The organism is Rhodococcus sp. WB9 (assembly GCF_007558985.1).
Classification (GTDB): domain Bacteria; phylum Actinomycetota; class Actinomycetes; order Mycobacteriales; family Mycobacteriaceae; genus Rhodococcus_F; species Rhodococcus_F opacus.
In genome coordinates this window covers 7214033-7239421 of record NZ_CP041769.1, presented here as the reverse complement: position 1 = coordinate 7239421, position 25389 = coordinate 7214033, and the positions used below count along the sequence as shown (strand labels likewise).

The following is a 25389-nucleotide window of genomic DNA, read 5'->3' as shown; positions in this document are numbered from 1 at the left end:
CGGCAGCGTCGAACCGTCAGTCGACTTCGATGCCGAAGCTTTTCAGCTTGCGATACAGCGACGAGCGCGCGATCCCGAGGCTTGCCGCGGCCTGCACACGGTTGCCGGCGGCGTCGCGCAATGCCTGCACGATCGCGTCGCGTTCGATCGACTCGAGCGCGGTGAGGGTCCTGCCCGAGGTCTGATAGCAGTAGCCGGGGAGGTCTTCACATTGAATTTCGCCGACGGGACGCTTGTCGAGCGCCGCCTGGAGGGCTTCGTCGAGTTGGCGCACGTTGCCGGGCCAAGGGTATCTGGCGATCGTCCGGGTTGCGGCCGCGCTCAGAGAGGTGCTTCGTCCGGGGGAGTGTTTGGCGAGTATTTGGCGAATGAGCGCGGGAAGGTCGTCGATGCGATGCCTCACCGGCGGCACCGAGGTCGACCGTTGAAAGTGTGGCAGGAGCTCGCGTACCGGGTCGGCGTCCGCGCATGCCCCCGATACTGTGGCCGCGGCGCACACCGGCCGATCGCTCCTGGCTATGTCGTCGAGGAAGGCATGCGCCTTGGTGACCTCGTCGGGCGTCAGGTCCTGAAGTCGACGCAGGATGAAGAGGGTGGGGGCGCCTGTCTCGGATGTCGCCGCATCGGTCCCGTCGTGCGCGAGGTCGTCGGCGTCGAGTTCGATGCTCCTACTGCCGGGATGGACATGGTGAAAGGTGGCGGTGAGCAGGGAGACTTTCCCCGTCCCCGGTTCCCCGGTGACCAGCAGCGACTCGTTCCGGTACAGGGCCGCCGCGACATCGTTGCATGCCCGCCGCCACAGCGGTGAGTTGCTGTCCTGGTCCAGTGCGCCCGGGCTGCTACTCGAGGTGGAGGCGCCCGCGGCGGAGTGGAAGCCTGTGGTGCGCTTTGTGGTGTGTCGGATGCCGCGGGCGCGCGGTGTCGATCCTTCCTGGACGGCACGAACCTCTACGACGATTCCGGCGATTTCGGACCCAGCGCTGACACATGTGCCCTTCAGATGGGCCAGCCTCTGGCCTGGTAGCTCGATCTCGTCGTCTACGGCTTGTCTGCCTTCCATCAGGTATGTTGCGTGATGCGCGATCATTCGCTGTTCGGCCGGATCGAAAACGCTTTGCGCCAGCGCATTCGCCATCGTTACTTGCCCGCCGATCGCGAATACGGCTGTCTTCGAACGTGACTCGATGCGCAGAAACGCCTCGAACAAGGCCTGCTGCCGCAGGCTTCGATCGTTCAGCAGGCTTTGTTCGATGTCGTTCGCGGCCGAGCGCACGATGCTGTGCAGCATCGGGGTGGAGTGTTCGGTCAGGCACGTGAGATCGAGAACGCCTTCGATGTGGCCGGTCATCGGATCGTGAATCGGTGCGCCCGAACACGAATAGGGTTGGAAGCGTTCGTGGAAATGCTCCGGTCCGACGATATGGACGGATCGGCCGGACTCGAGAACCGTCCCGACGCCGTTGGTGCCGATATGGCCCTCCGCGTAGTCGAATCCAGGGGCGAGGGAGATGCTGTCGATGCGCAACCCAATGGTTCGGGTGGTGTCGACGCGCGCGAGTACCCGCGCCTTGCTGTCGGACAGGGCGATGCTCAGGGGAAGGTCCGCGGTGGCCTCGACGAGCCGGTCGATGATCGGTTGCGAGCATCGGGCCAGTCGCGAGGTGGTGTCCACGTCACCGATGTAGGGGACCTCCCCGCCGTCCGCCGCCACTCCCGCGCCCTGCGAGCGCCGCCACGAGGCGGCCACGAAGTCCGACACGGCACCGGGATCGGCGTCGCCGGTGGACAGGTACCCGGCACGAGCCGCCGCGACCCTGAGGCGACGGTCTGACGATTCCATCGGTGATCTCCTACTTCGTTCCTCGCTCCGGGGGTGCCCGATCGACCACCGGGGGCGGGTGTGCACAGCTCGCCGGACTGGCCGCGGACCGGTACCGCACCCACCATCCAGGATGTCCGAAAGTGGGGCACCCCACAACCTGCGTGTCGACGTGGGACTGATCTCCGAATCGAGGGGCGGCCAGGGCTCGAGTCATCGGCGGCCCGACCGGACGAAGCGAGGAACCTCGATGGAACGCCTGATCAATATCGACAACGGTGGGACCCGACATCTGCGTGTGGGCTGGGGCGGAGTTCACCTTCGCCAAGACACTCACGACCCCGTTCGACCTGTCCCAGTGCCGCTTCGGCGGCATCACCGAAATTGACGGGCAGCCGGCTCTGCCGGAAGCTGCTGCACAGCACCAAACACATCCGCTACTCCACAACGCGGGGCACCAACGCCCTGATCGAGCGCAAGGGCCCACGGATCGGACTGATCACCGACGACATCGCCGTGGTGCAGGAGCTGCGCGGCACCGTCGCCGAACGCACCTTGTTCGATGATTTGATCGGTGGGCGTGTCACCGCGATCGACACCGGGCTCAGCGATGAGGACCTCGCCGGCGAACTCGTTCGCCACGTCAACAAGTTGACCCCGATGGCGCAGCGCGCCTGGTGGTCGCTGCCGGAGACGGCGCCGAGGGCCGGATCCGGCGGATCCTGCTCCGCAAGTTCCCGCGGCACCTGCTCGGATCCGTCCCGATCCTGTACGCCTCGGAATTCTGGGACTCGGTCGTCAGCCAGGTCCTGGGCACCGAGCGATCGCACTTGAACCCGGTCCGGGAGGCTCTTCGCGCCGACGACGGCGCGTTGCATCGCCGGTTGCTGTCGATCCGGAAGGAGGCGGGCCTGCCCGAAGAGATCTCCGCATTGTGCGTCTTCGATGTGATCGCGTGGATGGACGGCAAGAGCCGCGGCCTCGGAGAGCGCTCTGAACTGGAATATGACACGTCCCGAATGATCCGTATCGGCGACTGAACCTGCTGTTCGGGTTGTTCGAGGGCGTCGGTGATGCGGTTGTGGACCAGGTTTCGAGGTTCTGGCCGGCGGCGCGGGCGCGGGAGTATTCGTCGTCGCTGAGCCGGATGGGGATGCGGTGGGCGGGGCCGGGGGTGGGCTGCTGGGCCAGTTCGCGTCTGAGGTGCTCACGCATTTCGCTGATGGGCAGGGATGCAAGGGCGGTGAGGATCTGAGTGCCGGTGGAGGCGGGGTCGTCGAGCAGGGCCAGGAATAGGTGGTCGGTGCCGCCCTCCTCGTGCCCGAGCAGGTCGGTCTGGCGCAGGGGTGACGTGTCTGCGGATGTCAGGTGAGGTTCAACGTGTCCGCGATCGTGGTGAGGTAGTCGATGTGCGCTTCGACGGTGTTGAGGCCAAAGCCCATCGTCGCTACGGCGGCGTGGGTGCCGCCCGCTGCGCGCCAGGCCGCGATCTCGGTGCTGACGGCGTCGGCACCCTGGCTGAGCACGACGTATTCCGCGCCGAAATCCTCGACCGGCCGGCCCACTGCATGCACGCGTTCGCGCAGCCCTTGCCAGGATTCAACAGCGGTGTCGATCCCGGTCGCTCCGAAGAATATGAAACCGTCTGCGAGGCGGGCGGCGCGTTCGAGCGCTGCCTTTGTGGCGCCGCCGAGCCAGATCGGGATGGCCCGGCTCGGTTGGGGTGTGAGGGCGGCGCGATCGACTCGGTCGAAGCGGCCGGAGAACTCGACGACCGGTTCGGTGAACAGCTGGCGTAGCAGCTGGATCTGTTCCTCTTGCCTGGCTCCCCGGGTGCGGAAGTTCTGGCCGAGGGCTTCATATTCGACGGGGCTCCAGCCGACACCGACACCGAGCCGCAACCGGCCCCCGGAGAGTAGATCGACGTCGGCGGCTTGCCGCGCCACCAGGGCGGTTTGGCGTTGCGGCAGGATCAGCACGCCGGTGGAGAAACCGATCCGCTCGGTGATCCCAGCCAGGAAGGCGAACATGACGAAGGGGTCGTGAAACGGGTCGTGTTCGGTGTAGGGCCCTGTCAGGGGCGGTGTCCGGTCGGCGTGTACGGCGCCCAGGACGTGGTCGTAGGCGAGTAGGTAGTCGAAACCCAGATCCTCGACTGCTGTGCCGAATCGCCGCACAGCATGGGGGTTCCCGCCGAGCTCGGTTTGCGGGTAGACCGCACCGATCCGCACGCGGTCGGTGTCCCTTCCGGTCGGGGGCACACTGCTATCTTCGGACATGTCGGTTCTCCATTCGTCGGGTCGCTTATCCAACGGGATCAGTGGTCGGTGGGGTGGCCTGGGTCGGCGACCTGGTTCCGGTCACGCCCGGACTCGCTGGGTGGGCCTGGCTGCTCGAAGCGGCATCACATCCACATCACCGTTGCTCCAGTACACAACAGGAGCCTGAGTTCACACCAGGGCAGACCTCACCCAGGATCTGACGGACCCCCTCTGCAGCTCCCGGAGGATCGTCATCATCGCCGCGGAGGCCACCCACGTGATCGACCCCGCCGCCGGCCCCTCGCCGATTCAGGGTCGGCGGGTACGCCGATGAGTCCGATCTTGCCCTGGAAGGTCACGGCGCCGGTCAGGGATCAGAAGCCGTCGAGAGCTCACGACGTTGCGTTCGAAGGCGAGGATGTGGGTAGCGAAGAAGGATGGTCCGAAGAACAGACCGGTCAGCGATTCACCGTCAGTGGTGGTGATCGTCCCGGTGCCATCGTCGCGGACCCGAGGTACATGAACTGGTGGCACCAGGTCCGTTGCGCGCATGCTGGCTGGTGGATGCGGAGGTCCTCGTCGATCAGGTGCTCGAGACGGCACGGCCGGCAGAAAGTTGAGGTCGTGTGCCCGAGATTTCCGCGCAATGCACGAGGACGTCCGGAGTTCCGTCGTCGGGCGCGATGAAACCGAAGCCCTTCTCGCCGTTGAACCACGTCGCAATGCCCCTGCGCCATGCCGATACTCCCTGAAGTCGATCCGGGCACTCATATCGAATTCCCGTTCTCGATCAAGGAGAGCCGGTCCGTCGAGCGAGCGGCCGCCGACGTGGACAGAAAAGTCGGCTGCCGGGTGTGAAACCCCTAGTCAACCGCTCCAGGATTTCTGTAGTGGTGACTGTAGACATTGAGGGGTCGCTGTTGTAGAGTTCCTCTCGTCGCAAGGAAAGAGTTCACGAGGTGCGGGAGAGAATGAACTGCCCGCAGAGAAGTACCGCAAGACCAGGATGTGCCGGGTAAGGGTTGATGTGAGTGTGTAAGGCCCCGGGCACGTCCGGCGGCGGCCGGGCAGCACGAAGGCCCGACAGCCGGAAGAAGTGCAGTGAACAAGGAAGTGAAACCGCTCCGGCCCCCGGTGCCTCATGGCGCCGGGGGCCCTGTCCGTTGAAAGGTGTCACCCCCATTCAGAAAGATTCGCCCGGCCGTGACCCGGCCGGGAAGTTCGACGACGAGGACTACCCGGCCTACAGCATGGGTCACGCCGCCGAGATCCTCGGCGTGACACAGGCATTCCTGCGCAGCCTCGACGCCGCGAAGCTGCTCACCCCCGGGCGCTCGGAGGGCGGTCACCGCCGCTACTCCCGATACCAGCTCCGTCTCGCCGCCCGAGCCCGCGAACTGATCGACCAGGGCACCGCACTCGATTCCGCGTGCCGCATCATCATCCTCGAAGACCAACTCGCCGAGGCTCGACGCATCAACGCTGAACTCCAGCACACCCGCCGCCCCAAGTCCGATCAGCCCGGCCCCGCATCCGGCTGACACGCCGCCGCCCCGAGATCCATTCCGCGGAAGCCGCCTATCCGCTCGGCGACCTCACCTCGGGCCTCTGCGAGAACGGGCTGTCCGCATCAGCCCGGACCACACCATGCGAGGCGTCGGCGTGCGGTCCCGCTAAACCATCGGTCACCGGACGCGTCACGGCCGGCTGTTGGGCACCGTCGCCGATTGAGTTTCTTTGGCCCAGGTGAGCATGGTGGTCGGGGAGGATGTCCCGAGTTCGGTGGAGTGTGGTGGGGGCCCGGTGACGTGTCAGGCTGCGCGCTCGCCTCGTCGTTGTGTACCAAGATTCGACAGGTTCGGCGGACTCACGTGTCAAGGTTCGCGGTCGCGAGGGTGATGTCGGTTCTGTCGAGCTTGCGGGCGGGCTGTTTCCAGTCGGCGGCTCAGAGCTTGTCGGCGAGCACGTCGAGGTTGCTGATTTCGGGCGGCGCAGCGAAGAGTTCGTCGGCGCGTTCGCCGAGGGCCTTGCCGACCGGCCCATTGAGATGTGTTTCGCGGGCGGCCTCGTCGGGGAAGGCGTCGATGATGCCGAACGTCGAGGGGCCGAACCGTACCGCCAACCAGGGCTTCGTGCCGGGCTCCTGTTCGACGAGTGGCAGCGCCGATCGGAGGAATTCCTCGACCGCGTTTTCCTTGCCGGGTTTGGCTTCGAGTCGGACCAGCAGCGCCTTGGTGGCCATGTCGGGTCTCCTGTTCGAGGGTGGTGGACATGGTCCAGCATCACACCATCGACCGGTGAAGGGAAGGAGCCCCGAGCCCACGAATCAAGGAAACCGCTCTCACCCCTAGCAATGGTGGAGCCGAAAGAGGAGACTCCATGGTGGATGGAATGCGACGCCTGAATGCGCCCGCTGTTGTCGGCTGTGACGCGAAACATGGTGGTGTGCCAACGTTTTGGTGTTGTTTTCAGTTCCGTGCGCTGTCGCGTCTGCCCCAGCGGCACGATTCATTCGGTCGCTCACATGTAATCGCCTGTGGTCGCCGGGCCGGGATCAACCGGAAACGCAGCATCAGGGAGTCGAGATGAAAGCGCTTGTGTACGACGGGCCACGTGAGGTTCATGTGAAGGATATGCCCGATGCCAGGATTGAGCAGCCGACCGATGTGCTGGTAAAGATCACCAGCACCAATATTTGCGGGTCGGATCTCCACATGTATGAGGGCCGCACCGATCTGGAGCCCGGGATGGTCCTCGGTCACGAAAACTTGGGGATCGTCGCCGAGGTGGGCAATGCGGTGGTCAAGGTCTCACCCGGGGATCGGGTGTGCCTGCCGTTCAACATCGGCTGCGGTTTCTGCCGAAACTGCGAGGAAGGGTTGACCGCGTTCTGCCTGACGGTGCACCCGGATCCGAAGATGGCCGGCGCCGCATACGGGTTCGCCGGGATGGGCCCGTTCTGGGGCGGGCAGGCGGAATATCTGCGGGTGCCGTTCGGCGACTTCAATTGTCTGCGGTTGCCCGAGGATGCCCAGGACAAGGAAACCGACTACGTGATGCTCTCCGACATCTTTCCCACCGGCTGGCACTGCACCCGCCTCGCGGACATGCGGCCCGGCGATTCGATGGTGGTGTACGGGGCCGGACCGGTCGGGTTGATGGCGGCGTATTCGGCGATGATCCAGGGTGCGAGCAAGGTGATGATCGTCGACCGGCATCCGGACCGGCTCGGGCTCGCCGAGGAGATCGGCGTCATTCCGATCGACGATTCGAAGGGCGACCCGGTCGAGCAGGTCCTGGAACAGACCCGCGGGCAGGGTGCCGACAAGGGTTGTGAGTGCGTCGGCTATCAGGCGCACGACCCGCAGGGTCACGAGGACGCCGCGATGACGATGAACCGGCTCGTCGACTCGGTGCGCTTCACCGGCCACATCGGCGTGGTCGGCATCTTCCTGCCCCAGGACCGAAACGGCCCCGACGAACTCGAACGCAACGGCAAGATCGCCTTCGACATGGGCAAATTCTGGTTCAAGGGGCAGAAGGTCGGGACCGGGCAGGCCAACGTCAAGCACTACAACCGGCAACTGCGCGACCTGATCCATCAGGGCCGTGCCAAGCCGTCCTGGATCGTCTCCCACGAACTGCCACTCGCCGAGGCCGAGTCCGGTTACCAGCATTTCGATGCCCGCGACGACGGATGGACCAAGGTCGTACTTCATCCGTGAGGCCCGTCTGCTCATGCGGGTGCTGCCGAGGTTGCCTTCGGACTGCCGGTTTTCCCTCGGCGGGCGTCCCGAATGCCGAACCCGCACCGGCGCGTCTCGAAAGCCCGCCGCTGACCGGAACTCGCCGACCTCTTTGCATAACCGCCAGCTCGGCATGAGACCCGTCCGGTGATGATTTTGCTTTCGGGGTGTCAATTGGAACACCCCGAACGATCTGGAGCGGGCGTTCGCGGCCGCCGGTTACAGGTCGAAACGGGCGCCATTGAGCAGAAGCGGGGGTGGATCGTCAGGGTTCCCCCGCTTCGTGTCGGTGTGAGCTGCGTCAGCTCAGTCGGTTCATGCCTACCGGCCGTCATCGTCCGCTCGGCAGACTTACCACGTCTGGCCCGGTCCTTGCGGGCCTTGGGATGGCTGCCCGTGCCAGCCACCGATTCGACCGGGTGTCTGGCCTGGTCGAGGTCGGCGCGCATGCGAGTGGCGACTTCTTCGTCGATGCCCGCGGCCCTCATCTGGTCGGTGTCGCGCTGCCGCGGTGGCCGGTTACGTGCGTCGTCGTTGCTCAGCGCGGTCTGTGCTGATGCGGCGCGAGGGGCCCGGGGCGGCTAGGGGAAGTCGAGGACGTGCGCAGGTGTGGTGCCCGCGTGCTGCTGCGCCACGCGAGCATCGGCTCGTAGTGAATTGCGGACGTAGCCGGCGAAGAACTCGTCATTCGAACTGGTGTCGAGGGTGTTGATGGACACCCGGAGTTCACGCATGGACTGTCCGTGCGCGTCGATCTCCGAAGCAAACTCCCTGATCCCCCATTCTTGACGCTCCTTGGTCCCAGGGCCTTCGCCCTTGATCCTTTGTCGGTACGACAGTTGCGTGACGAGTTCGCCAGGACCACACTGGTTCTGCAAGACCCTCGCCGGCACACGGAACCCGCGAGGGTCTTGTGTCGCTCACCGCCCGGTCAGCGTCCGCTCGGCAGATTTGCGAAGTCCGCTTCGGCCGCTTGTTATGTAGGTCACGCAAGTCTGCGCGAACGGCAGGGAAGCGCGCTGGAGGCGCCGGAGAGTCGCGGCGTCGCCACGAGTCGAACGGATCGCACGGGAACGTTCTCGCCGTTCGTCCTGGGCACTGAGCGAGCACATCTGAACCCCGTCCGGGAGGCGCTGCGCGCCGACGACGCAGCGCTGCGCCGCCGGTTTGCTGTCGATCCGGAAGGAGGCCGGCCTCCCCAAAGATCTCAGCGCTCCGTGTGGTCATGCGATCGGGTGGATGGACGGCAGAAACCGTGCTCTCGGAGAGCGTGCTGACCAGGAAAGGTGACACGTCTCGGTGTGAGCGTCCGGTGCCGAAGCTGTTGACGCGCACGTAGACGGGTTGGTGTCGAGGGCGATCGCCCGGGCGGCTCCGGACCGGTCGTCCTCTTCTTCGCCAACTATCCCTCCAAGACAGCGTTCATCGCCGCCTCCGTGGTGTGCATCTCCTAACTGATTCGGAGCTACTGCAAGGCTTCCCAGGCCGCCCCGGCCGTCGACGACGAAGGATGAGACACCCAACACCCGATAGCCGTCCCATGGCCGGGGCTTCGTGACCTGCATGACCTGCATCCGAAAGTCTGCTCAGCTGTGACGAGCCCGCTCTTCGTAGGCCTGCCTGGCAGTGATGTCGACGTCTTCCAGAAACACTCTGTCCGTGTGGAGCGCACGGGTGAGCGCTTCGCTGATCCGACGAGGGAAGAACTTCTGACTCGCGGCGAGGGCACCGACGAGCTTGGTCACCCGCACCTTCGGTTTGGGGCATTCGATCAATGCCACGATGGCACGCGCAATGTCCTCCGGCTCGGCGTTCTTGAGTCCAGGGAGCCCCTTGGTGCCGGCAGTCAGCTCGGTGTTGACGAAAGACGGGAGCACCGCGGAAAACTCGATTCCCGTTCCGCGGTGCTCCACCCGGGCCGCGTCCGTGAAGCCGACGACGGCATATTTGCTGGCGCAGTAGGTGGCCAGCCCTGGTGTGTAGATTTCGCCTGCGAGTGAGGCGATGTTGACCACGTGCCCACGGCCTCGCGGCAGCATTCGCCGAACAGCCAGTTTGGAACCGGTGATCACCCCGAGGACATTGATATCGAGGATCCGGCGGGTGACCGCATCGGGCTCGTCCGCGATTCGGCCGGCGGGCATGATGCCGGCGTTGTTTACGAGCACGTCGATAGGTCCGAGCGTTGCTTCCACGTCGTCGAGGAAGACCTCGAACGATTCGGCGTCCGTCACGTCGAGCTTCCGGTAGCTGACCAGGCCGAGTTCGGTCGCGGACTCCTTCAGCTCGACCTCGTCGATGTCCCCGATCGCCACCTTCGCGCCGAGCCTGGTCAGGGCCGTGGCGGTCGCGAACCCGATTCCGCGGGCACCGCCGGTGATCGCGATGACGCGACCGTGCAGAGATTGTGTCATTTTCCTTCTGTCCTTCTGTCGTCGTTACAGGGATTCGAGCGGCTTGTCACGGACAGGCGGCGGCGCGGGTCGCGCGCGACGAGGGCGCGCAGCACCCGGCCGACGAAACGACCGCGGCCGGGTGCGTACGGATACCAGAGCAACTCCCGCTTCATTGCGGGTCCGCGCGGCACCGTGATCGCCTGCTGCCGGGTGTACTTCCGAATTCCATATTCACCACCGAATCGCGCGCCGAGACCAGACTGCTTCCATCCCCCGTGCGGTAACCCCAGCGCGAACAGGTTGGAGAAGGCGTCGTTGATGTTCACCGCGCCGGCTTCGAGCCGGCGCGCGATCGCCTCGCCGCGGGCCCGATCTCCGCACCACACCGTCGCGGACAGGCCGTACTCGGAATCGTTGGCCAGGCGCGCGGCTTCGTCGGCGTCGGCGACCTTCACCACCGGGATCGTGGGCCCGAACGTCTCCTCCCGGATACAGGCCATCGAATGGTCCACGTCGACGAGGACCGTCGGCTCGAAGAAGGTGCCAGCGCTCCCGGCCTTGCCGCCGGTCAGCGCCGTGGCGCCGCCGTCCACAGCGTCGGCGACGTGTCGGGCAACGAGGTCACGCTGGGCCTGTGTAGCCATCGCACCGACATCGATCCGGTACCCGTCGCCGTCGTCACCCTGTCGGAGCGAGCCGACGAGTGCCACCAGTCGCGCGACGAATTCGTCGTACACGGGCGCCTCGACGTAAACGCGTTCGATCGACACGCACACCTGTCCGGCGTTGAACAGTCCGCCCCAAGCGATTCCGGCTGCCGCGCGGTCCAGGTCCGCATCCGCCAGCACGATGGCCGGATCTTTGCCGCCGAGTTCGAGACTGCATGGCACCAGCCGCTCTGCGGCCCGCACGGCGATCGCTCGACCGGTCGGGGTGGAGCCGGTGAACTGCACGAAGTCCACCGAATCCACTACCGCTGCACCTGTGTCGCCGCGGCCGGTGAGTACCGAGAAGACCAGGGGTGCACCGATTTCCGACCATCCCCGAGCTAGTTCGACGGCTGACAACGGCGTTACCTCAGACGGCTTGAGCAGCACCGCCGCACCAGCGAGCAGCGCCGGTATGATGTCCATCGCCGGCATCGCGAGCGGGAAGTTCCACGGGGTGATCACACCGACCACCGGGTAGGGGCGGACGGTCTTGATCAGTCGCTTTGTCATCGACAGCGGCCCGTGCGGTTTCACCCGCTCGTCGGCGAGAAACTTGCCGGCGTTGTCGGCGAAGTAGTTGATCAGGTCGCACGCGAGCGCAGGCTCGATGGCTGCTTCGGCGCGTGGCTTCCCGGTCTCGGACCGCAGCACGTCGATGAGGTGGCGCTCATTGTCGAGAAGCCAGTCCCGCAGCTTCCGCAGCCACGTGGCCCTTCCTTTCGGCCCCAGCGCTTCCCACTCGGGTTGGTGGGCGCGCAGTCGACGGACGGTATCGGTCACTGCTTCGGAACTCTCGTCCGGTACACGCGCGACGAGGCGGCCGTCGGCGGGGCAGTGCACGTCGATGTCGTCGCACCTCGTGTGCGCCTTGCTTCCGGATCTCATGTGAACCCCGCCTCCTATGATGCACGACACTTCCTATTAGAATTGCACAACCGATCCGCACGTTTCTTAGCGAAATCAGCCAATTGGGCCCTCGTCATTTGTGTTCTGGGTCCAATTAGAAGGAGGTATCGACGTGTCCGCTGACGACATGGTGCTTGCCTGGCTCCGGGAGTTCGCTGCGGAGGCGCTGGTGCCCGGCACCCTGGATGGTCTCGTCGCGAGGTTCGACGCCGTGATTGTGGCCGAGGTTCCCGAGGTTTCCGCGGACCGAGAATTGCGACGGGACCTCGATGCCAGCACCCGTGACCAAGGGCGCGCACTGCTGGTCTGGCTCACCGGAGACTCCGCAGAGGTGGACCTCCCACCCGCGGCACATGGTCTCGCACGCACAATCGCCCGACGGGGCCTGCATCTGAGGGTATTGATGCAGATCTACCGAGTCGGCCAGAAAGCTCTGCTGAGATTCGCCGCGGAAACAGCAAGTGAGCGCATCACCGACCCGGTATTGGAACCAAAAGTCCTGATTCGGCTACTGGAGCGGGCGAATCACTGGCTCAACGTCTCATTGGAGGTACTCGCGGATACCTACAGCGAGGAACGAGAGCGGGGATTGAGCGGCGCGTTCGCCCGGCAGGCAGAAACGGTGCAGGCGATCATCCGAGGCGAGATCGCCGATACCGTGGCCGCCTCGAATCGTTTGAATTACCCCTTGCTCGGGCATAACACCGCACTTGTGCTGTGGCTCGAGGACACACTGTCGGATCAGGCCGAGGACGGGATCGGCGTTCTGGACTCCGCCGCCCGTGCAGTTGCGGCCACGATCGGGGCTCGGCAAATGCTTACTGTGCCGTCCGGATCGCGAGGGCTCTGGGCATGGCTGGCGGCGGAAGTCGAGCCGGATCTCACCGCATTGGACATCGGTCCGGATATCCCGGGCGGGATCCGGATTGCGATTGGTAACCCGGGCAAGGGAATTCGGGGATTCCGGCAGAGTCACACCGAAGCTATTGCTGCTCAACATATCTCGGAATCTCGACCGGCCGAGACTCGCCTCATTTGCTATGCGGACGTCGAAATTGTCCACCTGCTCGACGGCCATCCCGACGCGGCGAGGGCGCTGGTTTCCCGTGAACTGCGCGGCCTAGACGGTACCGATGCAGCCTCCGCGATGCTGCGCCGCACGCTGCGCGGCTATTTGACCGTGAACCGCAGTCCGGACGCGGCCGCTCGGGCGCTCGGCGTGCATAAGAACACCGTGCGTTACCGCATCCAGCGCGCCGAGGAGTTGCTCGGCCGCCCCGTCGGACCGAACAGGCTGAAGCTGGAACTCGCGCTCGAATACGCCGACACCTACGGTCCGGTCGTTCTGAAGGAGTGAAAAGGCGCCTCCGTCGGCGAGTGCGCCCCAAGCGCTGGACCTACACACTGATCGATGCCGCATAGTGCAAGTGTTGGGTAGCCCCGTGTACAGCATTTCGTCGCAGCGTCAGGACCTTGACTTTCCTGTGTATCGAGGGCGTCTGCCTCGATAGGTGAAGCCGGATTGCGCAATCTGTCGCTCGCTCTGGCCGACGAACTGGCCCCCATGACATCAATGTGGGTACCGTCACCCATCGGTGGCGTAGTCCAGTCGGGAATCTTTTTCGATCCGGATCTGACTGCCGAGTCGTGCTGGCAACTTGTCGCCAAGGCCTAGGTTACCCACCCGATCGTGAGCCGTTCATATCGACGATCTCGAACAACGCGTCCGTGTCCCGTCGCCAACATTACGAGCCCAAGCACCGCGCCCCTCATCGGTGTGCAGTGGAGGTGAATTGATATGTTGCCGCATCGACGATCTCGTCGGGCATGATGGAGATCTCGTCGTTCAACCATGCGGTGACCAGCTCGGCCAAGCCGCCCACAAACAGCAGTCCGTTGATCTCACCTTGATGTGGTGACCACGCTCGGTCTCCGTACATGCGCGTGGCTTCGTCCGCCACCATCTGAGCGAAGCCCCGCAGTGCTGCGCGTCGGTGGGTGCGCAGAGGTTCGGACGCGGCGGATTCGATCATCGCAACACGTCCCTTGCGTGGATCTTCGGTGAGGATGGTGACGAACGACGCGATGGCATTTCGTACGCGTTGTTCGATCGTCCCGGTGCTCGCTCGAAGCGCATCCAGTCCGGCCTGACGGACCTCGTCGGCGATGCCGTCCAGGACATTCTGTAAGAGTTCGTCTCTGCTGGTGAAACTTTCGTAGAAGTATCGCTCCGTCAACTTGGCGTGCGCGCAGATGGCGGTCATGGTGGCGCCGCCCTTACCTGTGGCCGCAAACACGTCCAATCCCGCCTCGAGCAAACACTCGCGGCGCAGTGCTGCACGTTGGTCGCCGCTCAGGCCAGCGTATCGACGGGGCGTAGGGGGAGTCATGGATCGATATTGACAGACGTGATCTCGATGTCGCAGACTACGCTCATCTGACAGGACGCGCTGTCAGATGAGACGGGAGTTGAGGTTCGTCATGTCCAAGATCCTGGCCGTTCCACCCGCACAGTCGCAGTTGCAACCGGTCTCGGGGCGATCGGGGCTGCCCGGCGTCGGGCACGTACTCGAATACATCCGAGATCCACTCGCATTGATGCAAAAGCATTGGGACCGTTACGGCGAGGTCTCCTGGTTCTCGATGGTCGGTCGGCGTTGGGTCGCAGTCCTCGGACCCGACGCATGCCAGGAAGTGCTGCAGAACAAAGATCGGGCATTCGTCAACGGTGACGGCTGGTCGGTGCTGATCGGCCCGTTCTTTCACGGTGGCCTCATGCTTCTCGATTCGGAAGAACATCTACGACACCGTCGAATCATGCAGCAAGCCTTCACCCGATCGCGCCTCGAGAATACCGTCGACGTTCTCAACCCGGCGATCGATTCGGCGCTCGACGCCTGGACTCCCGCCGACGGATTCCGCGCCTACACGGCGCTCAAGACGCTCACTCTCGATCTCGCCACCGACATTTTCATGGGTGGCGCGGAAGGGTCTACCGAGAGCGAGATTTCCTCGGTGAAAAAGGCTTTCGTCGATTGCGTGCAGGCGGCAACCTCGGTGGTCCGCTATCCGGTCCCGGGGACCAGGTGGAAGCGAGGACTAGACGGACGCCGAGTCCTGGAAGACTTCTTCCGGCAATACCTACCGGCGCGTCGATCACACGAAACGGACGACCTGTTCTCCGTGCTCTGTCATATCGAATCCGAAGCAGGACAACGCTTCAGCGACGACGAGGTGGTCGATCACATGATCTTCCTCCTGATGGCCGCGCACGACACCTCCACGATCACCATCTCCACGATGATGCAGTACCTGGGTCAACACCCGCAGTGGCAGGACAGATGCCGGGCGGAGTCGCTCGCGTTGGAGACCCCGGCGCCGAGTTATGCCGATCTCGACGGACTGGACAGCCTCGATCTGGTCATGAAGGAATGCCTCCGGATCGTCTCTCCGGTGCCGGTCATGGCGCGCCGAGCGGTTCACGACACCCAGGTGCAAGGGCACTTCGTGCCTGCGGGAACCTACGCGGCGGTGGTGCCACATTTCACCCACCACATGTCGCAGTACTGGCCCGAACCCGAGCGTTTCGATCCCGAACGCTTCGCGGAGCATCGACGTGAAGACAAGGTGCACCGATATGCCTGGGAGCCCTTCGGTGGTGGCGTGCACAAATGCCTCGGAATGCACTTCGCCGGCGCCGAGATCAAAGCAATCATGCACCACCTCCTCCTGCGCTTCGACTGGCACGTCGACGCCGACTACGTCGCCCCACTCAACTTCACGTCCTTGCCGTTCCCCTCAGACGGACAACCTGTCGACCTGCGTTTGCTCGCTACTTCTTGAGGCAAACTGGGGTGGTCTGGCGGACCCTTTAGCTTTAGCTGGGAGTCCGAGCCCTTGTGTTGGCAGGCCGCCACGTTCGCCAGCTACACCGGCACCGCCCCGATCGAGGGGTTCTCCGGCGACGTCGTCCGCCACCGTCTTTCCCGCGCCGGAGACCGGCAACTGAACTGCGCCCTGCACTCCATGGCTACTACACAGATCGGTCGAGACACACCCGGCCGCGCGTTATCACCCAACGGAAACGCGCCGCCGCAAAGAGTCACAGGGAAGCGTTGCGCTGCTGGAAGAGGCAGCTCTCGGACGTCGCCTATCGGCAGCTTCTCCGCGACTCGGCGACAGAGTTGGCGGCAGACCCGGGAGGACGCTCGGGGGCGGCTCTATCGCCCTGCGCGGCAGGCTGACACCCCGCACACCGGACCAGTCACTTCCCTGACGGTGTGCCGCACCTGGGTGTGGCGGGCCTTCGGCGACCCGGCCGCCGCCAACTTCTCGCCCATCAAGTCGGGATGCCACTCAAACACGAGGTGCTCTGGGAGACGGGAGCCGGCCTGGCAACCTCGATAGATCTGCTCGTTTGTGGTTCTCATACTGAGCTCGCGGGCGGCTGGGCGGTCATTCTCCGGTGATACCGACCCAGCCTCGAGCGATGCAGGTGCTACTCACCTGTGAAGGAACCCGGACGCTTCTCCAAGAACGCGCTGACGGCCTCCCGGTGGTCGGCGGTGTGATGGGACAGCGCTTGCATGGCAGCGGACAACTCGAGCAAACTATCGAGACTCAGATGCTGGGATTCACGCAAAAGCTTCTTTGCCATCCGCACCGAGTTCGGCGGATTGACTGCTACGCGCTCCGCCAGCCCGCGCGCCTCGTCGAGCAGCTGCTCCGGGGCGACGACCCGGGAGACCAGCCCCCATTCCAGTGCAGTCGCCGCGTCGACGCGGTCCCCGGTCAACGTCATCTCGGCAGCGCGGGCCGCGCCGATCGCGCGTGGCAGCAACCACGCTCCACCGTCGCCGGGAATAATGCCCAGCTTGACGAAGCTTTCTGCGAAGAAGGCCGTGTCGGAGGCGATCCGCATGTCACACATGAGCGCGAGATCGCAGCCGGCGCCCACTGCGGGGCCGTTCACCGCCGCAATCAGGGGGACGTCGCAGTTGTACATAGCCCGAGGTATACGTTGAATTCCCTTCCGATACCCCTCGCGCTGCTGGTGAGGCTTGCCTCCGAAGAGCCCGCGGCCTTCCGCCATGTCCTTCACGTTACCGCCGGCCGAGAACGCGGAACCGGCGCCCGTCACGATGACTGCTCTGGTCTCATGGCTGGCATTGACAGCGGCCACGCAGGCTACGAGCGCGTCGATCACGTCCTCGCCGGAGATCGGGTTGCGTTCTTCGGGCAGATTGATTGTCCAGGTCTCGATAACACCGTCGCGCTGGACGAGAACGGGATCATCCATGAAAGTTGCTCCTTGTGTGAGGGTCAATCAGTCACGATGACTGACTTATAGTTGTCGGTCCCGACTTCGGCTGCAGTCCGCAGGTTGTTCAGTATCGGCGCGGCCGAGATCTCGGAATCAAGGGCGGCAACGCCGACTACGCCGTTTCCGCAACATTTGATGGCATCGACGAGTTTCTCGACGTGGTGCCCCCCGCTCAGCAGCTGAGCGGAGGGCACCACGTCCAGTTGATCGGGGGCGCCGACGTTCAGTGAGAACCGAGGGTGGGTTCCGGCCTCTCGCGCGACCGAGGTGCCCGAACGAGAAGTCGGAGTCGCTCGCCGAAAGTCGGTCAGGCCGGCTTCGAGGCTCGTTCAGTCAGAGTCTCACCGCCGATGGCCCAATCGTCCTTCGACACTTCTTCGATCGTCACCCAGACACTTGCCGGTTTCGCTCCTGTCGCGTCCACGTATGCAGCGGTCAGCTTTTTCAATAGCTCACGCTTCGCTTCGGCAGATTGGCCGGGGGTCTGGGTCACATGCAACAGCGGCATAGCGTGCTCCTTGAGGGTTTTTGTTGGGGAAAGGCACTCGACAAACCACTTCGCTAATCGAGATCAGTTGATCGGCGGGAACCGTGCCACGGCCAAGGGTAACAGCCTTGAGTATCGATTAAAAAGGTTGGGGTGCAACGAATATGATGATAAAAGGTTGGTGTGTCGTGTCACTTAGCTTGCAGTCAAGTAAGTTTCAGATAGCCATTCTTCATTGTAGATAAGATCATCTGTGGAATAACCGCGTTGATGACGCGTCGGTAGTACGGTGCCTGGAAGGCGAGCCCTCCGGGGCTTTCAGAGTTGATGGGCTGAAGCGCGCGGTACGAAACTGAGTTGTCTGAGCAATTGTGAAGCACCATTACGAGATTGGGCGTGAATCTATGATCGAACTCGATCGCGACTGGCCGCGGCTTTACGTAGTGGCCTCGACGGCCCCGCCGCACTGCGCGACGACGCCGAAGCGCTGCGGGAGGGGTGGCCGACGGCGCGACTTCTGCGAGTCGACGGGCTCGGGCAGGTTCGTCTCACGGAGAAGCATGTGCTGCTGGAACCGGCCTCCGACCGCCACTTCGAGCCTCCCGAGTCGTATCCACTGTGCTGCAATCGGTATGCCGTCCTCGGAACGCTCCCGAATGACGGAATTCACGGGTGTTGCGGCCCCGCTACTCCGGCAATACCCCGGAGCCGCGTAGACGCGCAACCTCGTTCTCGGAAAGTCCGAGCTCGGCGAGAACAGCGTCGGTGTCGGCGCCGCGGTGGCGAGGGCCGAATCGCACCGAACCGGGGGACTCGGACAGCTTTACTGGTACGCCGACGCCTCGGTACCCGTCGCATTCGATCACCATCTTTCGGTGCCGCACCTGCGGAAGGTTGAGGGCCTCCCCGACGTTGTTCACGGCCCCCGAGGGAACACCGGCCAGTCGAAGTGCGGCGGCCAGGGCCTCGCGCTGCCAACCGCCGATGAGTCCGCCGAGGACCTTGCGCAGCTGTACTGCGTTCGCCATACGATCGGTATTCGTCGTGAACCGTGGGTCCTCGGCGAGCCCGGGCGCGTCCAACGCGTTGGCGAGCGACCGGAACTGCCGGTCGTTGCCGGCACCAATGAAGAACGGTCCGTCACTGCAGATGAACGTCTCGTAAGGACAGATGGTGGGATGGGCGACGCCGGTGCGTTCCGGCGCGACGCCGGTAGCGAACCATTTGCCGGCGTGTGGGTGCAGGATCGACACCGCGCTGTCGAGCAGCGCGAGGTCGACAAGCTGCCCGCGCCCGGTCTCGCGCCGCACGTGCAGCGCCATGAGGATGCCGTTCATCGCATTGAGGCCGGTGATGATATCCACCAGCGGGATCCCGATCCGCATCGCCTCGCCGTCAGCTTCGCCGTTGATACTCATCAGCCCGGACAGTGCCTGAAGCACTGCGTCGTACCCGGGCGCGCCACCAAGCGGCCCGTCGGTACCGTACCCGGTGATCCGGCAGTGTACGAGGCGCGGGAACTCCGCGGCGAGTACTTCGTCGCCCAGGCCCCACTTCTCGAGCGTCCCGGCCTTGAAATTCTCGATCACGACGTCGGCCTCGGCGAGCATTCGGCGCAGGAGTTGCTGTCCTTCTTCGATTCGTAGGTCGATGCTGATATTGCGCTTGTTGCGGTTGAGCCCGTCGAAGTACGTGCTGTGGTCTTCTCTGACGAACGGCGGGCCCCAACCGCGGGTTTCGTCGCCGGCTGGTGGCTCTACTTTCGTTACGTCCGCACCGTGGTCAGCGAGCATCTGCCCGCACAGTGGTCCGGCGAGCACCCGCGACAGGTCGACGACGCGAATGTCTGTGAGCGCGCCAGTCCGCGGAGGCAGCGCGGCTGAATTGGAAGAGGCGTCCCAGGCGTCGGCCGAAAGGGCGTTGACTGTCGAGTTGGTCATGGCTGCTCATTCTGGTGGGTATTGAAGGGTCGGGCCGGCCGAGGGGGAAGGTAAATCATGAAGCCTCTAGGCATCCAATTGAACAGGGAGTGGGGTCGGAAGGCTCCGAGGCGACTAGACATAGATGGACCTGTATTCAAGATAGTAATCCAGAGCCTCAGGGCCGAATTCTCGCCCAATTCCGCTGTGCTTCACGCCACCGAAGGGGGAGCCCATGTCTATCGAAAAATAATTGATCCCCATTGTGCCAGACCTGATACGTGACGCGATATCTAGGCCATGCTCGTGATCCTCAGTAAAGACGACCCCGCCCAAACCGAAGACGGTGTCATTTGCGATACGAACGGCCTCATCCTCGGACTCGTACGGGATAACGGAGATGACAGGACCGAATATCTCCTCCTGCGCCAGTCGACTGTTATTGTCCACGCCTCCAAAAATAGTAGGCGAAACAAACCACCCGCGCGTTAGGCCATTAGGCGGCTCGGCGCCGCCACGGACAAGCTGGAATCCCTCAGACTCCCCAAGCCGGATATAGTTTCTAACTCGCTCTCGGTGTTGATCGCTCACCATCGGGCCCAAAGTGACCGCGTCGTCAAGCGGGTCCCCCATCGCCAGATCATCCACATAGGCAGCCAGGACATCTAGAACTTCCTGGGAACGACCATGGGGAACCAAGATACGGGAGTTTGTGGTGCACGTCTGCCCCCCGTTCTTGAACACAGCGTCGTCCAGGCTCCTAGCGAAGACATCCAGATCCGCATCAGGGAGCACAACGGCCGCCGACTTGCCACCGAGCTCGAGCGATACCCTCTTGAGGGACCGGCCTGCCGCCTCGCCTATCGCCTGCCCTGCAGCCGTTGACCCGGTAAATGCAATCTTGTCCACACCCGGATGGGCCACAAGGGCCTCGCCCGCGCGAACGCCACCAGCAACAATGTTGAGGACTCCAGGCGGCAGACCTGCATCTTCCGCTGCTTCCCCGAGCACGTAGGCGTCAAGCGCAGTTTCGGGGGCTGGTTTCAAAACGATAGTGCACCCAGCGGCGAGAGCAGGAGCAATCTTGGCCATAGCCAGCAACTGAGGATAGTTCCACGCAACGATTGCACCAACAACACCGACTGGCTCTTGCCGCACAATGGTGTGCCCCTTCTTGCTGGGGCGGCGGGTCTCAAAAGTCCGTGCCTCGGCGAGCTCAGCCATTGAACGCAGTATCGCTACCGGAGCCGCAGCGTTACTGATAATCGATAAAGGCCTAATCATGCCATTCTGCTGACTGACCAAGCGCGCGGTGGATTCTCCTCGGCGCTCGAGGCTATCGGCGAACCGCCGCATAGTCTCGGCCCGTTCGTGCGGGGTGGAACGCCCCCAGGGGCCGTTGTCGAGTGCCGCGCGCGCGGCCGAAACAGCTTCGTCAATCTGCGAAGGACCACCCATTGCGGCAACGCCCAGCGGCCGCTCGGTTGCTGCTTCTGCAATAGTAAATAATTCTGGGTCGACAGCCTCTCGCCACTGACCGTTAATATAAAACTGTCTGCGGTCGGCGCCACCGGCTGGGGGCATAATGTAACCTCTCTAAAGTGGTCATATACCTTGTCTTCCAAGGTTGCTTACGAAAGACGATTACGGTCAATACGCTGCCGCAGCCAAACGAAGGGCAAAGCGCTGGAGCGTCTACAGTTGAAGCGAATGACTAGATGACTGCTCGGCACCGTACCGATCGGGCCGTCTCGGGCCCGATCGAACTCCATACGGACGGAGTACCGATCGGGCCGTCTCGGGCCCGATCGAACTCCGTACGGACGGCCCACATCTAGGGAGATCAGGCCGGCCTACTGTGCGACGCCACGTCGATTCACCTGCGCGGTGCGGACGGTGCCTTGTGACTTACCTTCACCGAATTGCTCGAGAGTGGTCGCATTGCAAAACATGTACAGCACATCCAGGTCTGATCCGCCGAACGTGCAAGCAACAGCCCAGGCGTCAGGCACGAGAACGGAATCGGTGATCTCGCCGCTCTCCTCAACGCGATAGAAGCCGCTCTCCGGACCGTTGGTCAGGCCATTGCCGAACCAGACGCCACCTTCGGTGTCCAGTGCAATCCCGTCAGGGTGCATGCTCTCGTCGAGTTGTGCCCACACTCGGAAATTAGTCAAGGAACCATCGGCGTTTACGTCAAAAGCATCAATCCGGTGACCGAAAGTCTCCGCGAGGAGCAAAGTTCGACCATCCGCACTGAGAGCAGCTCCGTTCGGGAATATCGCATCGCCTTCAACTCTGCTTACGTTGCCCTCGGGTGTTACGTGGGCCAAAGTTGTTGCCTTCGGATCCTCAGCCCCGAGGTCAAAGCCAAAGTTACCAATGTAGGCATGTCCGGACGGCGATACCAGCATGTCGTTTGCCATTCCGCGGGCGATATGCGCGATATCGGCGTACTCGCTGACGGATCCGTCGGACGCGATGCGCACAACCTTCTTCTTCGTCGGATCCAAGAGGACCACTAAGACCGATCCATCCTGTAGGAAACCGAGCCCAGACGGTGACTCTTCGAGCGTCGCGAATGCAGTGTGGCTGCCGTCCTCTTCGAAATGAAGGACGTGCTTGCCAAAAAAGTCGCTGGCCCATAGTCGACCATCGTGCCAGCGTGGTGCTTCGAGGTAGCCATGCCCACTGGATATTGTCTGCAGTGAATGGTTCTTCATTGCCTGCCCTTTCGGTGGTAGATATGGCGATTGCAGCTTCGAGTTAACGCATCCTAGGCGCTAGTCACGCCTCAAATTGCACTACGGTGTATTTCGCCGCGAACTTGGAGAGCAGCTCCTTTGCGCGAATATGAGCAGGATGCACGTCGTACTCGGCATAGCCTGTTGGATCATGAAACGCAGCGGAAATCCCGTAGTCGCTGCTCACGTCGCGCGAACTGATGTCTCTTCCATGAGCGTAGGCATGTAGCAGTTCTGTACATTCGGCGGACAGCTGATCAAGCGCAATTGCGAAAGCCGATATATTCGAGTCATCGATCGACCGGGCCCATGATATAGCGACCAAGTGATGAAAAGTCATGACACGGTCAGCCCATCGGTATATCCGGACTCCTTTTCCTTCTGCCAGAACTGCAAGTATGTCGGCACGCCGTTTAGATACTGCAGCATCTGCATTTTCTTGCCCGGAATGTTGCCCCCGTTATACCAAGACTTCGCCCGATTGAATAGCGCCGTGTCGTCGGTCTCGTTGATGTGCGCGGTCCAAGCTTTGTCCGCTTCAACTGTCGATTCGAAACGGGTGAGTCCGTTTGACCGAAGAAATTCGAAAAAGTCGACCATGACCTCGCCCTGAAGCTCGGCGTTCGTGGACCCGTTCGCAAAGGCAGCAGGACTCTGGGGGCCGTAGACGAAAATGGCGTTCGGGAACCCGGCTGTGACTGCTCCGAGGTACGCGTCTACGCCCTGGCTCCATTTGTCACGTAAAGTGACGCCATTCGCGTTCTGAACGTCGATCGAGGTTAGTGCGCCGGTGTTGTTGTTGAAGCCTGTGGCGAGAACGATAATGTCAAACTCGCCGTGCTCGACTCCGTCGGCTGTGCGAATCCCAGTTTCGGTGAATCCGACGATCGGTGTCTCTTTGGTGGAGACAAGAGAGACGTTCGTCTGATTCATCACCTCATAATAGTTTTGATGGAGGGCCGGCCGCTTGGCTCCGAAGGGATGAGGGGCGATTTCGGGGACCAACAGCTCTGCTTTGACTGGGTCTTTGATCTGGGGCTTGATCTTGTTCTTCCAGAACTCATATGCCAGCGCATTTGTTTCGTCATTGAATAGATAGTCCGAGAAATTTCCCAGCCAGAATGCGAATCCGCCCTGATTCCATAGGCGCTCAAAGACAGCATTGCGCTCGTCCTCTGGGGTTTCGACACCGCTCCGGGGGTCAAAGTCGTAGTCGATCGCTGCGTGGGTTTCGCGACATTTCGCGGCAACATCGGGCATTCTGCTCTTGAGGACAGCTTGTTCCTCATCATCCAAGTACTTCTGTTGCATAGGCAACGAAATATTCGGAGTGCGCTGGAAAACCGTGAGGTTTTCGACTACTGGGCCTGCTTCCTGCACTACCTGAACAGCGCTTGCGCCAGTTCCGATAATCGCGACGCGCTTTCCCGTCATGTCCAGATCGGAACGCCAGCGGGCGGTATGAACCAGTTCTCCTTGGTACGCATCCATATCTGGGATGGATGGTGTGTAGGGTTCCGTGGTCGACCCTGTAGCGAACACCACAAACCTTGCCCGGAAAGTGGCTCCGTCCTGTGTTTCGAGGTTCCACATCCGCTGCTCTTCGTCGAACGTCGCGCCCACGACCTTAGTGTTGAATCGACTGTCCTTGCTCAGGTCCAGTTTGGAATCAACATAATTGAAATAGCTACGCATTTCCTCATGATCGGGGTACATCTGCGAGAAGTCCCAATCCTTCCAGAGGTATTCGTCAGTGAACTGATATACCGGTGCGTGGCTGTCCACCCTTGCTCCCGGATAGCGATTGAGGCTCCATGCCCCGCCGAAACCGCCACTGGCTTCAAGGAGGATCACAGAGAATCCGCGGTCCCGAAGATGGCGTAGCTGATAGATGCCACCGAAACCACCACCGACAACGATGACGTCATAGGTAGGTGTTTCTGCAGACTGTGCCAGGTCGTTCTTTGGAGCGTGGATTGCGGTCATTGATTTGGACCTTTCGAACACTGAGATGGGGCAGGGTTGCCGCTCGCTGTAGCCCTCTGATCAGAGGTGATTAGAGGGCCGAACGAGCTGGAGGGGAGCGAGACCTGGAACCTGTGTGACTGCTACCAAGTCTCGCTTGGGATGTGGTGTACACCATAGGCTTCAGGCTTCAAGTCCGCAACTAAAGAGAACAATTCATAACTACGTAGAATTCGGACGCTTCAGTAGTGTTTTGCTGCGTTGGCCGCGCGGCACGGGCGGGCGATGGCTGGAGCGGCGAGCACGATGGTGGGGTACGCCTCGATCGACTCGCGGGTGCGGTGGAAGACCGGTCAGGCCTCCAGTTCGGACTTGGCCAGGCGGAAGAATGATAGGCGGCCACGACCGCCTTTCCGACCATCGCGGTCGGCTCGATGTCGGTGACGTAGCCCTTGTGGCCGGCGGACTGGCGGGCCCGCTCGATTGATGCCTCATCCAGGATGACGCTCTGTCCGGTGACCTTGACGGATCGTTACCTTCGTAGTGGTTCTGCCAGGTCGCCTACGCGCTGGGTGCGGTCGATCTGCGCGTTAGTGGTGCTCCGGTCGTGTTGGGCGCGCTGCCACTTTTCATGCCACACCACCCTGCGGTCGCGCCGGTCAGGGCCCTGGCCCATCGAGCGGGTCGGCTCCGCGGTGTCACCTTCGGCGATAGTGTTACCGCGGCGGCCGAAGTGATCCTCGAGTTCCCTGGGGGCCTTGGAGGTTCGGGAGGCGACGATGAACGACGGCCCCGCAGGTTGGCGTTGATCGTGTTTCGGGGGGTGCCTGGACGCCGGTGTCTTCTAGCGCCCGGTCGTGTCGAGTTTGCTATTCAACTCGATCAGTCGGGCACACTAGCGACTTTGAATGTCTCATCGCCGATCTCATCGAACCCCAGCGCCTAGTACGTCCCGGCCAGGTCGGCCCACAGGACCTCGCTGGAGTGCGAGCGCACCACCGCATCCCCGCCCGCGCGGACCTGCGACTCCGGCTCCAGCTCCAGCTCGAGACGCGTCTGATCAGCGTCGATCCTGCCCCTGGTCACGCCATCAACGTCGTGAGATCGCCCTCG

Annotated in this window: 24 protein-coding genes; 6 read left to right on the top strand and 18 right to left on the bottom strand. The window is 62.9% G+C overall.

Annotated features, from left to right (window positions below):
- Window positions 1-16 precede the first annotated feature (16 nt).
- The gene (locus FND50_RS33710; RefSeq protein WP_260850809.1) at window positions 17-1759 is read right to left on the bottom strand and encodes a sigma-54-dependent Fis family transcriptional regulator; all 1743 of its coding nucleotides are present in this window, start codon (window positions 1757-1759) and stop codon (window positions 17-19) included.
- A 435-nt stretch (window positions 1760-2194) separates the two neighbouring features.
- The gene (locus FND50_RS37985) at window positions 2195-2461 is read right to left on the bottom strand and encodes a hypothetical protein (RefSeq protein WP_397492993.1); all 267 of its coding nucleotides are present in this window, start codon (window positions 2459-2461) and stop codon (window positions 2195-2197) included.
- Window positions 2462-2496: 35 nt separating this feature from the next.
- Between FND50_RS37985 and FND50_RS36550 the strand changes: the two genes are divergently transcribed.
- Entirely contained in the window at window positions 2497-2859 is a 363-nt protein-coding gene (locus FND50_RS36550) for a DUF6308 family protein (RefSeq protein WP_397492991.1), read from the top strand.
- Window positions 2860-3183: 324 nt separating this feature from the next.
- Here the strand turns inward: FND50_RS36550 and FND50_RS33695 are convergent, their stop codons facing one another.
- Both FND50_RS33695 and FND50_RS33685 read right to left on the bottom strand, forming a co-directional pair.
- Entirely contained in the window at window positions 3184-4098 is a 915-nt protein-coding gene (locus FND50_RS33695; RefSeq protein WP_144288630.1) for an LLM class F420-dependent oxidoreductase, read from the bottom strand.
- 565 nt (window positions 4099-4663) lie between these two features.
- Window positions 4664-4858, bottom strand: coding sequence for a cold shock domain-containing protein (locus tag FND50_RS33685; RefSeq protein WP_397494243.1), 195 nt, complete (start codon window positions 4856-4858; stop codon window positions 4664-4666).
- Window positions 4859-5243: 385 nt separating this feature from the next.
- On the opposite strand from FND50_RS33685, the gene FND50_RS33680 reads away from it, so the two are divergent.
- The gene (locus FND50_RS33680; RefSeq protein WP_144287098.1) at window positions 5244-5621 is read left to right on the top strand and encodes a MerR family transcriptional regulator; all 378 of its coding nucleotides are present in this window, start codon (window positions 5244-5246) and stop codon (window positions 5619-5621) included.
- A gap of 404 nt (window positions 5622-6025) precedes the next feature.
- Here FND50_RS33680 and FND50_RS33675 read toward each other — a convergent pair whose 3' ends face one another.
- Complete coding sequence (locus FND50_RS33675; protein WP_054247999.1) at window positions 6026-6322, bottom strand: putative quinol monooxygenase; 297 nt, start codon at window positions 6320-6322, stop codon at window positions 6026-6028.
- 343 nt (window positions 6323-6665) lie between these two features.
- On the opposite strand from FND50_RS33675, the gene FND50_RS33670 reads away from it, so the two are divergent.
- Window positions 6666-7805, top strand: a complete 1140-nt coding sequence (locus FND50_RS33670) for a glutathione-independent formaldehyde dehydrogenase (RefSeq protein ID WP_144288629.1) — start codon at window positions 6666-6668, stop codon at window positions 7803-7805.
- A 602-nt stretch (window positions 7806-8407) separates the two neighbouring features.
- Here FND50_RS33670 and FND50_RS36400 read toward each other — a convergent pair.
- The 3 genes from FND50_RS36400 to FND50_RS33655 all read right to left on the bottom strand — a co-directional run bounded on the left by FND50_RS36400 (window position 8408) and on the right by FND50_RS33655 (window position 11817).
- Window positions 8408-8560 carry a hypothetical protein gene (locus tag FND50_RS36400; RefSeq protein WP_186301190.1) on the bottom strand — a complete coding sequence of 51 codons (153 nt, stop codon included), beginning with the start codon at window positions 8558-8560 and terminating at the stop codon, window positions 8408-8410.
- Window positions 8561-9412: 852 nt separating this feature from the next.
- Window positions 9413-10240 (bottom strand): SDR family oxidoreductase, encoded by an 828-nt coding sequence (locus FND50_RS33660; RefSeq protein ID WP_144288628.1) that lies wholly within the window; start codon window positions 10238-10240, stop codon window positions 9413-9415.
- Window positions 10237-11817, bottom strand: a complete 1581-nt coding sequence (locus FND50_RS33655; protein WP_144288627.1) for an aldehyde dehydrogenase family protein — start codon at window positions 11815-11817, stop codon at window positions 10237-10239. Before FND50_RS33655 ends, FND50_RS33660 begins: the two co-directional genes overlap by 4 nt.
- Before the next feature lie 133 nt (window positions 11818-11950).
- On the opposite strand from FND50_RS33655, the gene FND50_RS33650 reads away from it, so the two are divergent.
- Window positions 11951-13195: a CdaR family transcriptional regulator gene (locus FND50_RS33650; protein ID WP_065492529.1), complete on the top strand. Its 1245-nt coding sequence runs from the start codon at window positions 11951-11953 to the stop codon at window positions 13193-13195.
- A 412-nt stretch (window positions 13196-13607) separates the two neighbouring features.
- On the opposite strand, the gene FND50_RS33645 is transcribed toward FND50_RS33650, so the two are convergent.
- Window positions 13608-14228: a TetR/AcrR family transcriptional regulator gene (locus FND50_RS33645; protein ID WP_144288626.1), complete on the bottom strand. Its 621-nt coding sequence runs from the start codon at window positions 14226-14228 to the stop codon at window positions 13608-13610.
- Between the two features lie 91 nt (window positions 14229-14319).
- Here FND50_RS33645 and FND50_RS33640 point away from each other — a divergent pair, with 91 nt between their 5' ends.
- Together FND50_RS33640 and FND50_RS37375 are read left to right on the top strand one after the other, a co-directional pair.
- Complete coding sequence (locus tag FND50_RS33640; protein WP_144288625.1) at window positions 14320-15681, top strand: cytochrome P450; 1362 nt, start codon at window positions 14320-14322, stop codon at window positions 15679-15681.
- A 54-nt stretch (window positions 15682-15735) separates the two neighbouring features.
- Entirely contained in the window at window positions 15736-16245 is a 510-nt protein-coding gene (locus FND50_RS37375) for an IS110 family transposase (protein WP_260850808.1), read from the top strand.
- A 91-nt stretch (window positions 16246-16336) separates the two neighbouring features.
- On the opposite strand, the gene FND50_RS33630 is transcribed toward FND50_RS37375, so the two are convergent.
- The 9 genes from FND50_RS33630 to FND50_RS37370 form a co-directional block, all read right to left on the bottom strand.
- On the bottom strand, window positions 16337-17137 hold the full coding sequence (locus FND50_RS33630; protein ID WP_007299825.1) for a crotonase/enoyl-CoA hydratase family protein: 801 nt from the start codon (window positions 17135-17137) through the stop codon (window positions 16337-16339).
- Window positions 17138-17468: 331 nt separating this feature from the next.
- A complete protein-coding gene (locus tag FND50_RS33620; protein ID WP_005264727.1) occupies window positions 17469-17669 on the bottom strand; it encodes a 4-oxalocrotonate tautomerase family protein in 201 nt (66 codons plus the stop codon).
- 415 nt (window positions 17670-18084) lie between these two features.
- Complete coding sequence (locus FND50_RS36395) at window positions 18085-18240, bottom strand: hypothetical protein (RefSeq protein WP_186301189.1); 156 nt, start codon at window positions 18238-18240, stop codon at window positions 18085-18087.
- A 94-nt stretch (window positions 18241-18334) separates the two neighbouring features.
- A complete protein-coding gene (locus FND50_RS33615) occupies window positions 18335-19588 on the bottom strand; it encodes a CaiB/BaiF CoA-transferase family protein (protein WP_144288623.1) in 1254 nt (417 codons plus the stop codon).
- Between the two features lie 114 nt (window positions 19589-19702).
- Window positions 19703-21151, bottom strand: coding sequence for an aldehyde dehydrogenase (locus tag FND50_RS33610; RefSeq protein ID WP_144288622.1), 1449 nt, complete (start codon window positions 21149-21151; stop codon window positions 19703-19705).
- 269 nt (window positions 21152-21420) lie between these two features.
- Window positions 21421-22290 carry an SMP-30/gluconolactonase/LRE family protein gene (locus FND50_RS33605; RefSeq protein WP_039952557.1) on the bottom strand — a complete coding sequence of 290 codons (870 nt, stop codon included), beginning with the start codon at window positions 22288-22290 and terminating at the stop codon, window positions 21421-21423.
- 64 nt (window positions 22291-22354) lie between these two features.
- On the bottom strand, window positions 22355-22651 hold the full coding sequence (locus FND50_RS33600) for a Dabb family protein (RefSeq protein WP_144288621.1): 297 nt from the start codon (window positions 22649-22651) through the stop codon (window positions 22355-22357).
- On the bottom strand, window positions 22648-24297 hold the full coding sequence (locus FND50_RS33595; RefSeq protein ID WP_144288620.1) for an NAD(P)/FAD-dependent oxidoreductase: 1650 nt from the start codon (window positions 24295-24297) through the stop codon (window positions 22648-22650). The genes FND50_RS33600 and FND50_RS33595 overlap by 4 nt, the downstream gene beginning before the upstream one ends.
- A gap of 921 nt (window positions 24298-25218) precedes the next feature.
- Window positions 25219-25362 (bottom strand): hypothetical protein, encoded by a 144-nt coding sequence (locus tag FND50_RS37370; RefSeq protein WP_260850807.1) that lies wholly within the window; start codon window positions 25360-25362, stop codon window positions 25219-25221.
- Window positions 25363-25389 lie beyond the last annotated feature (27 nt).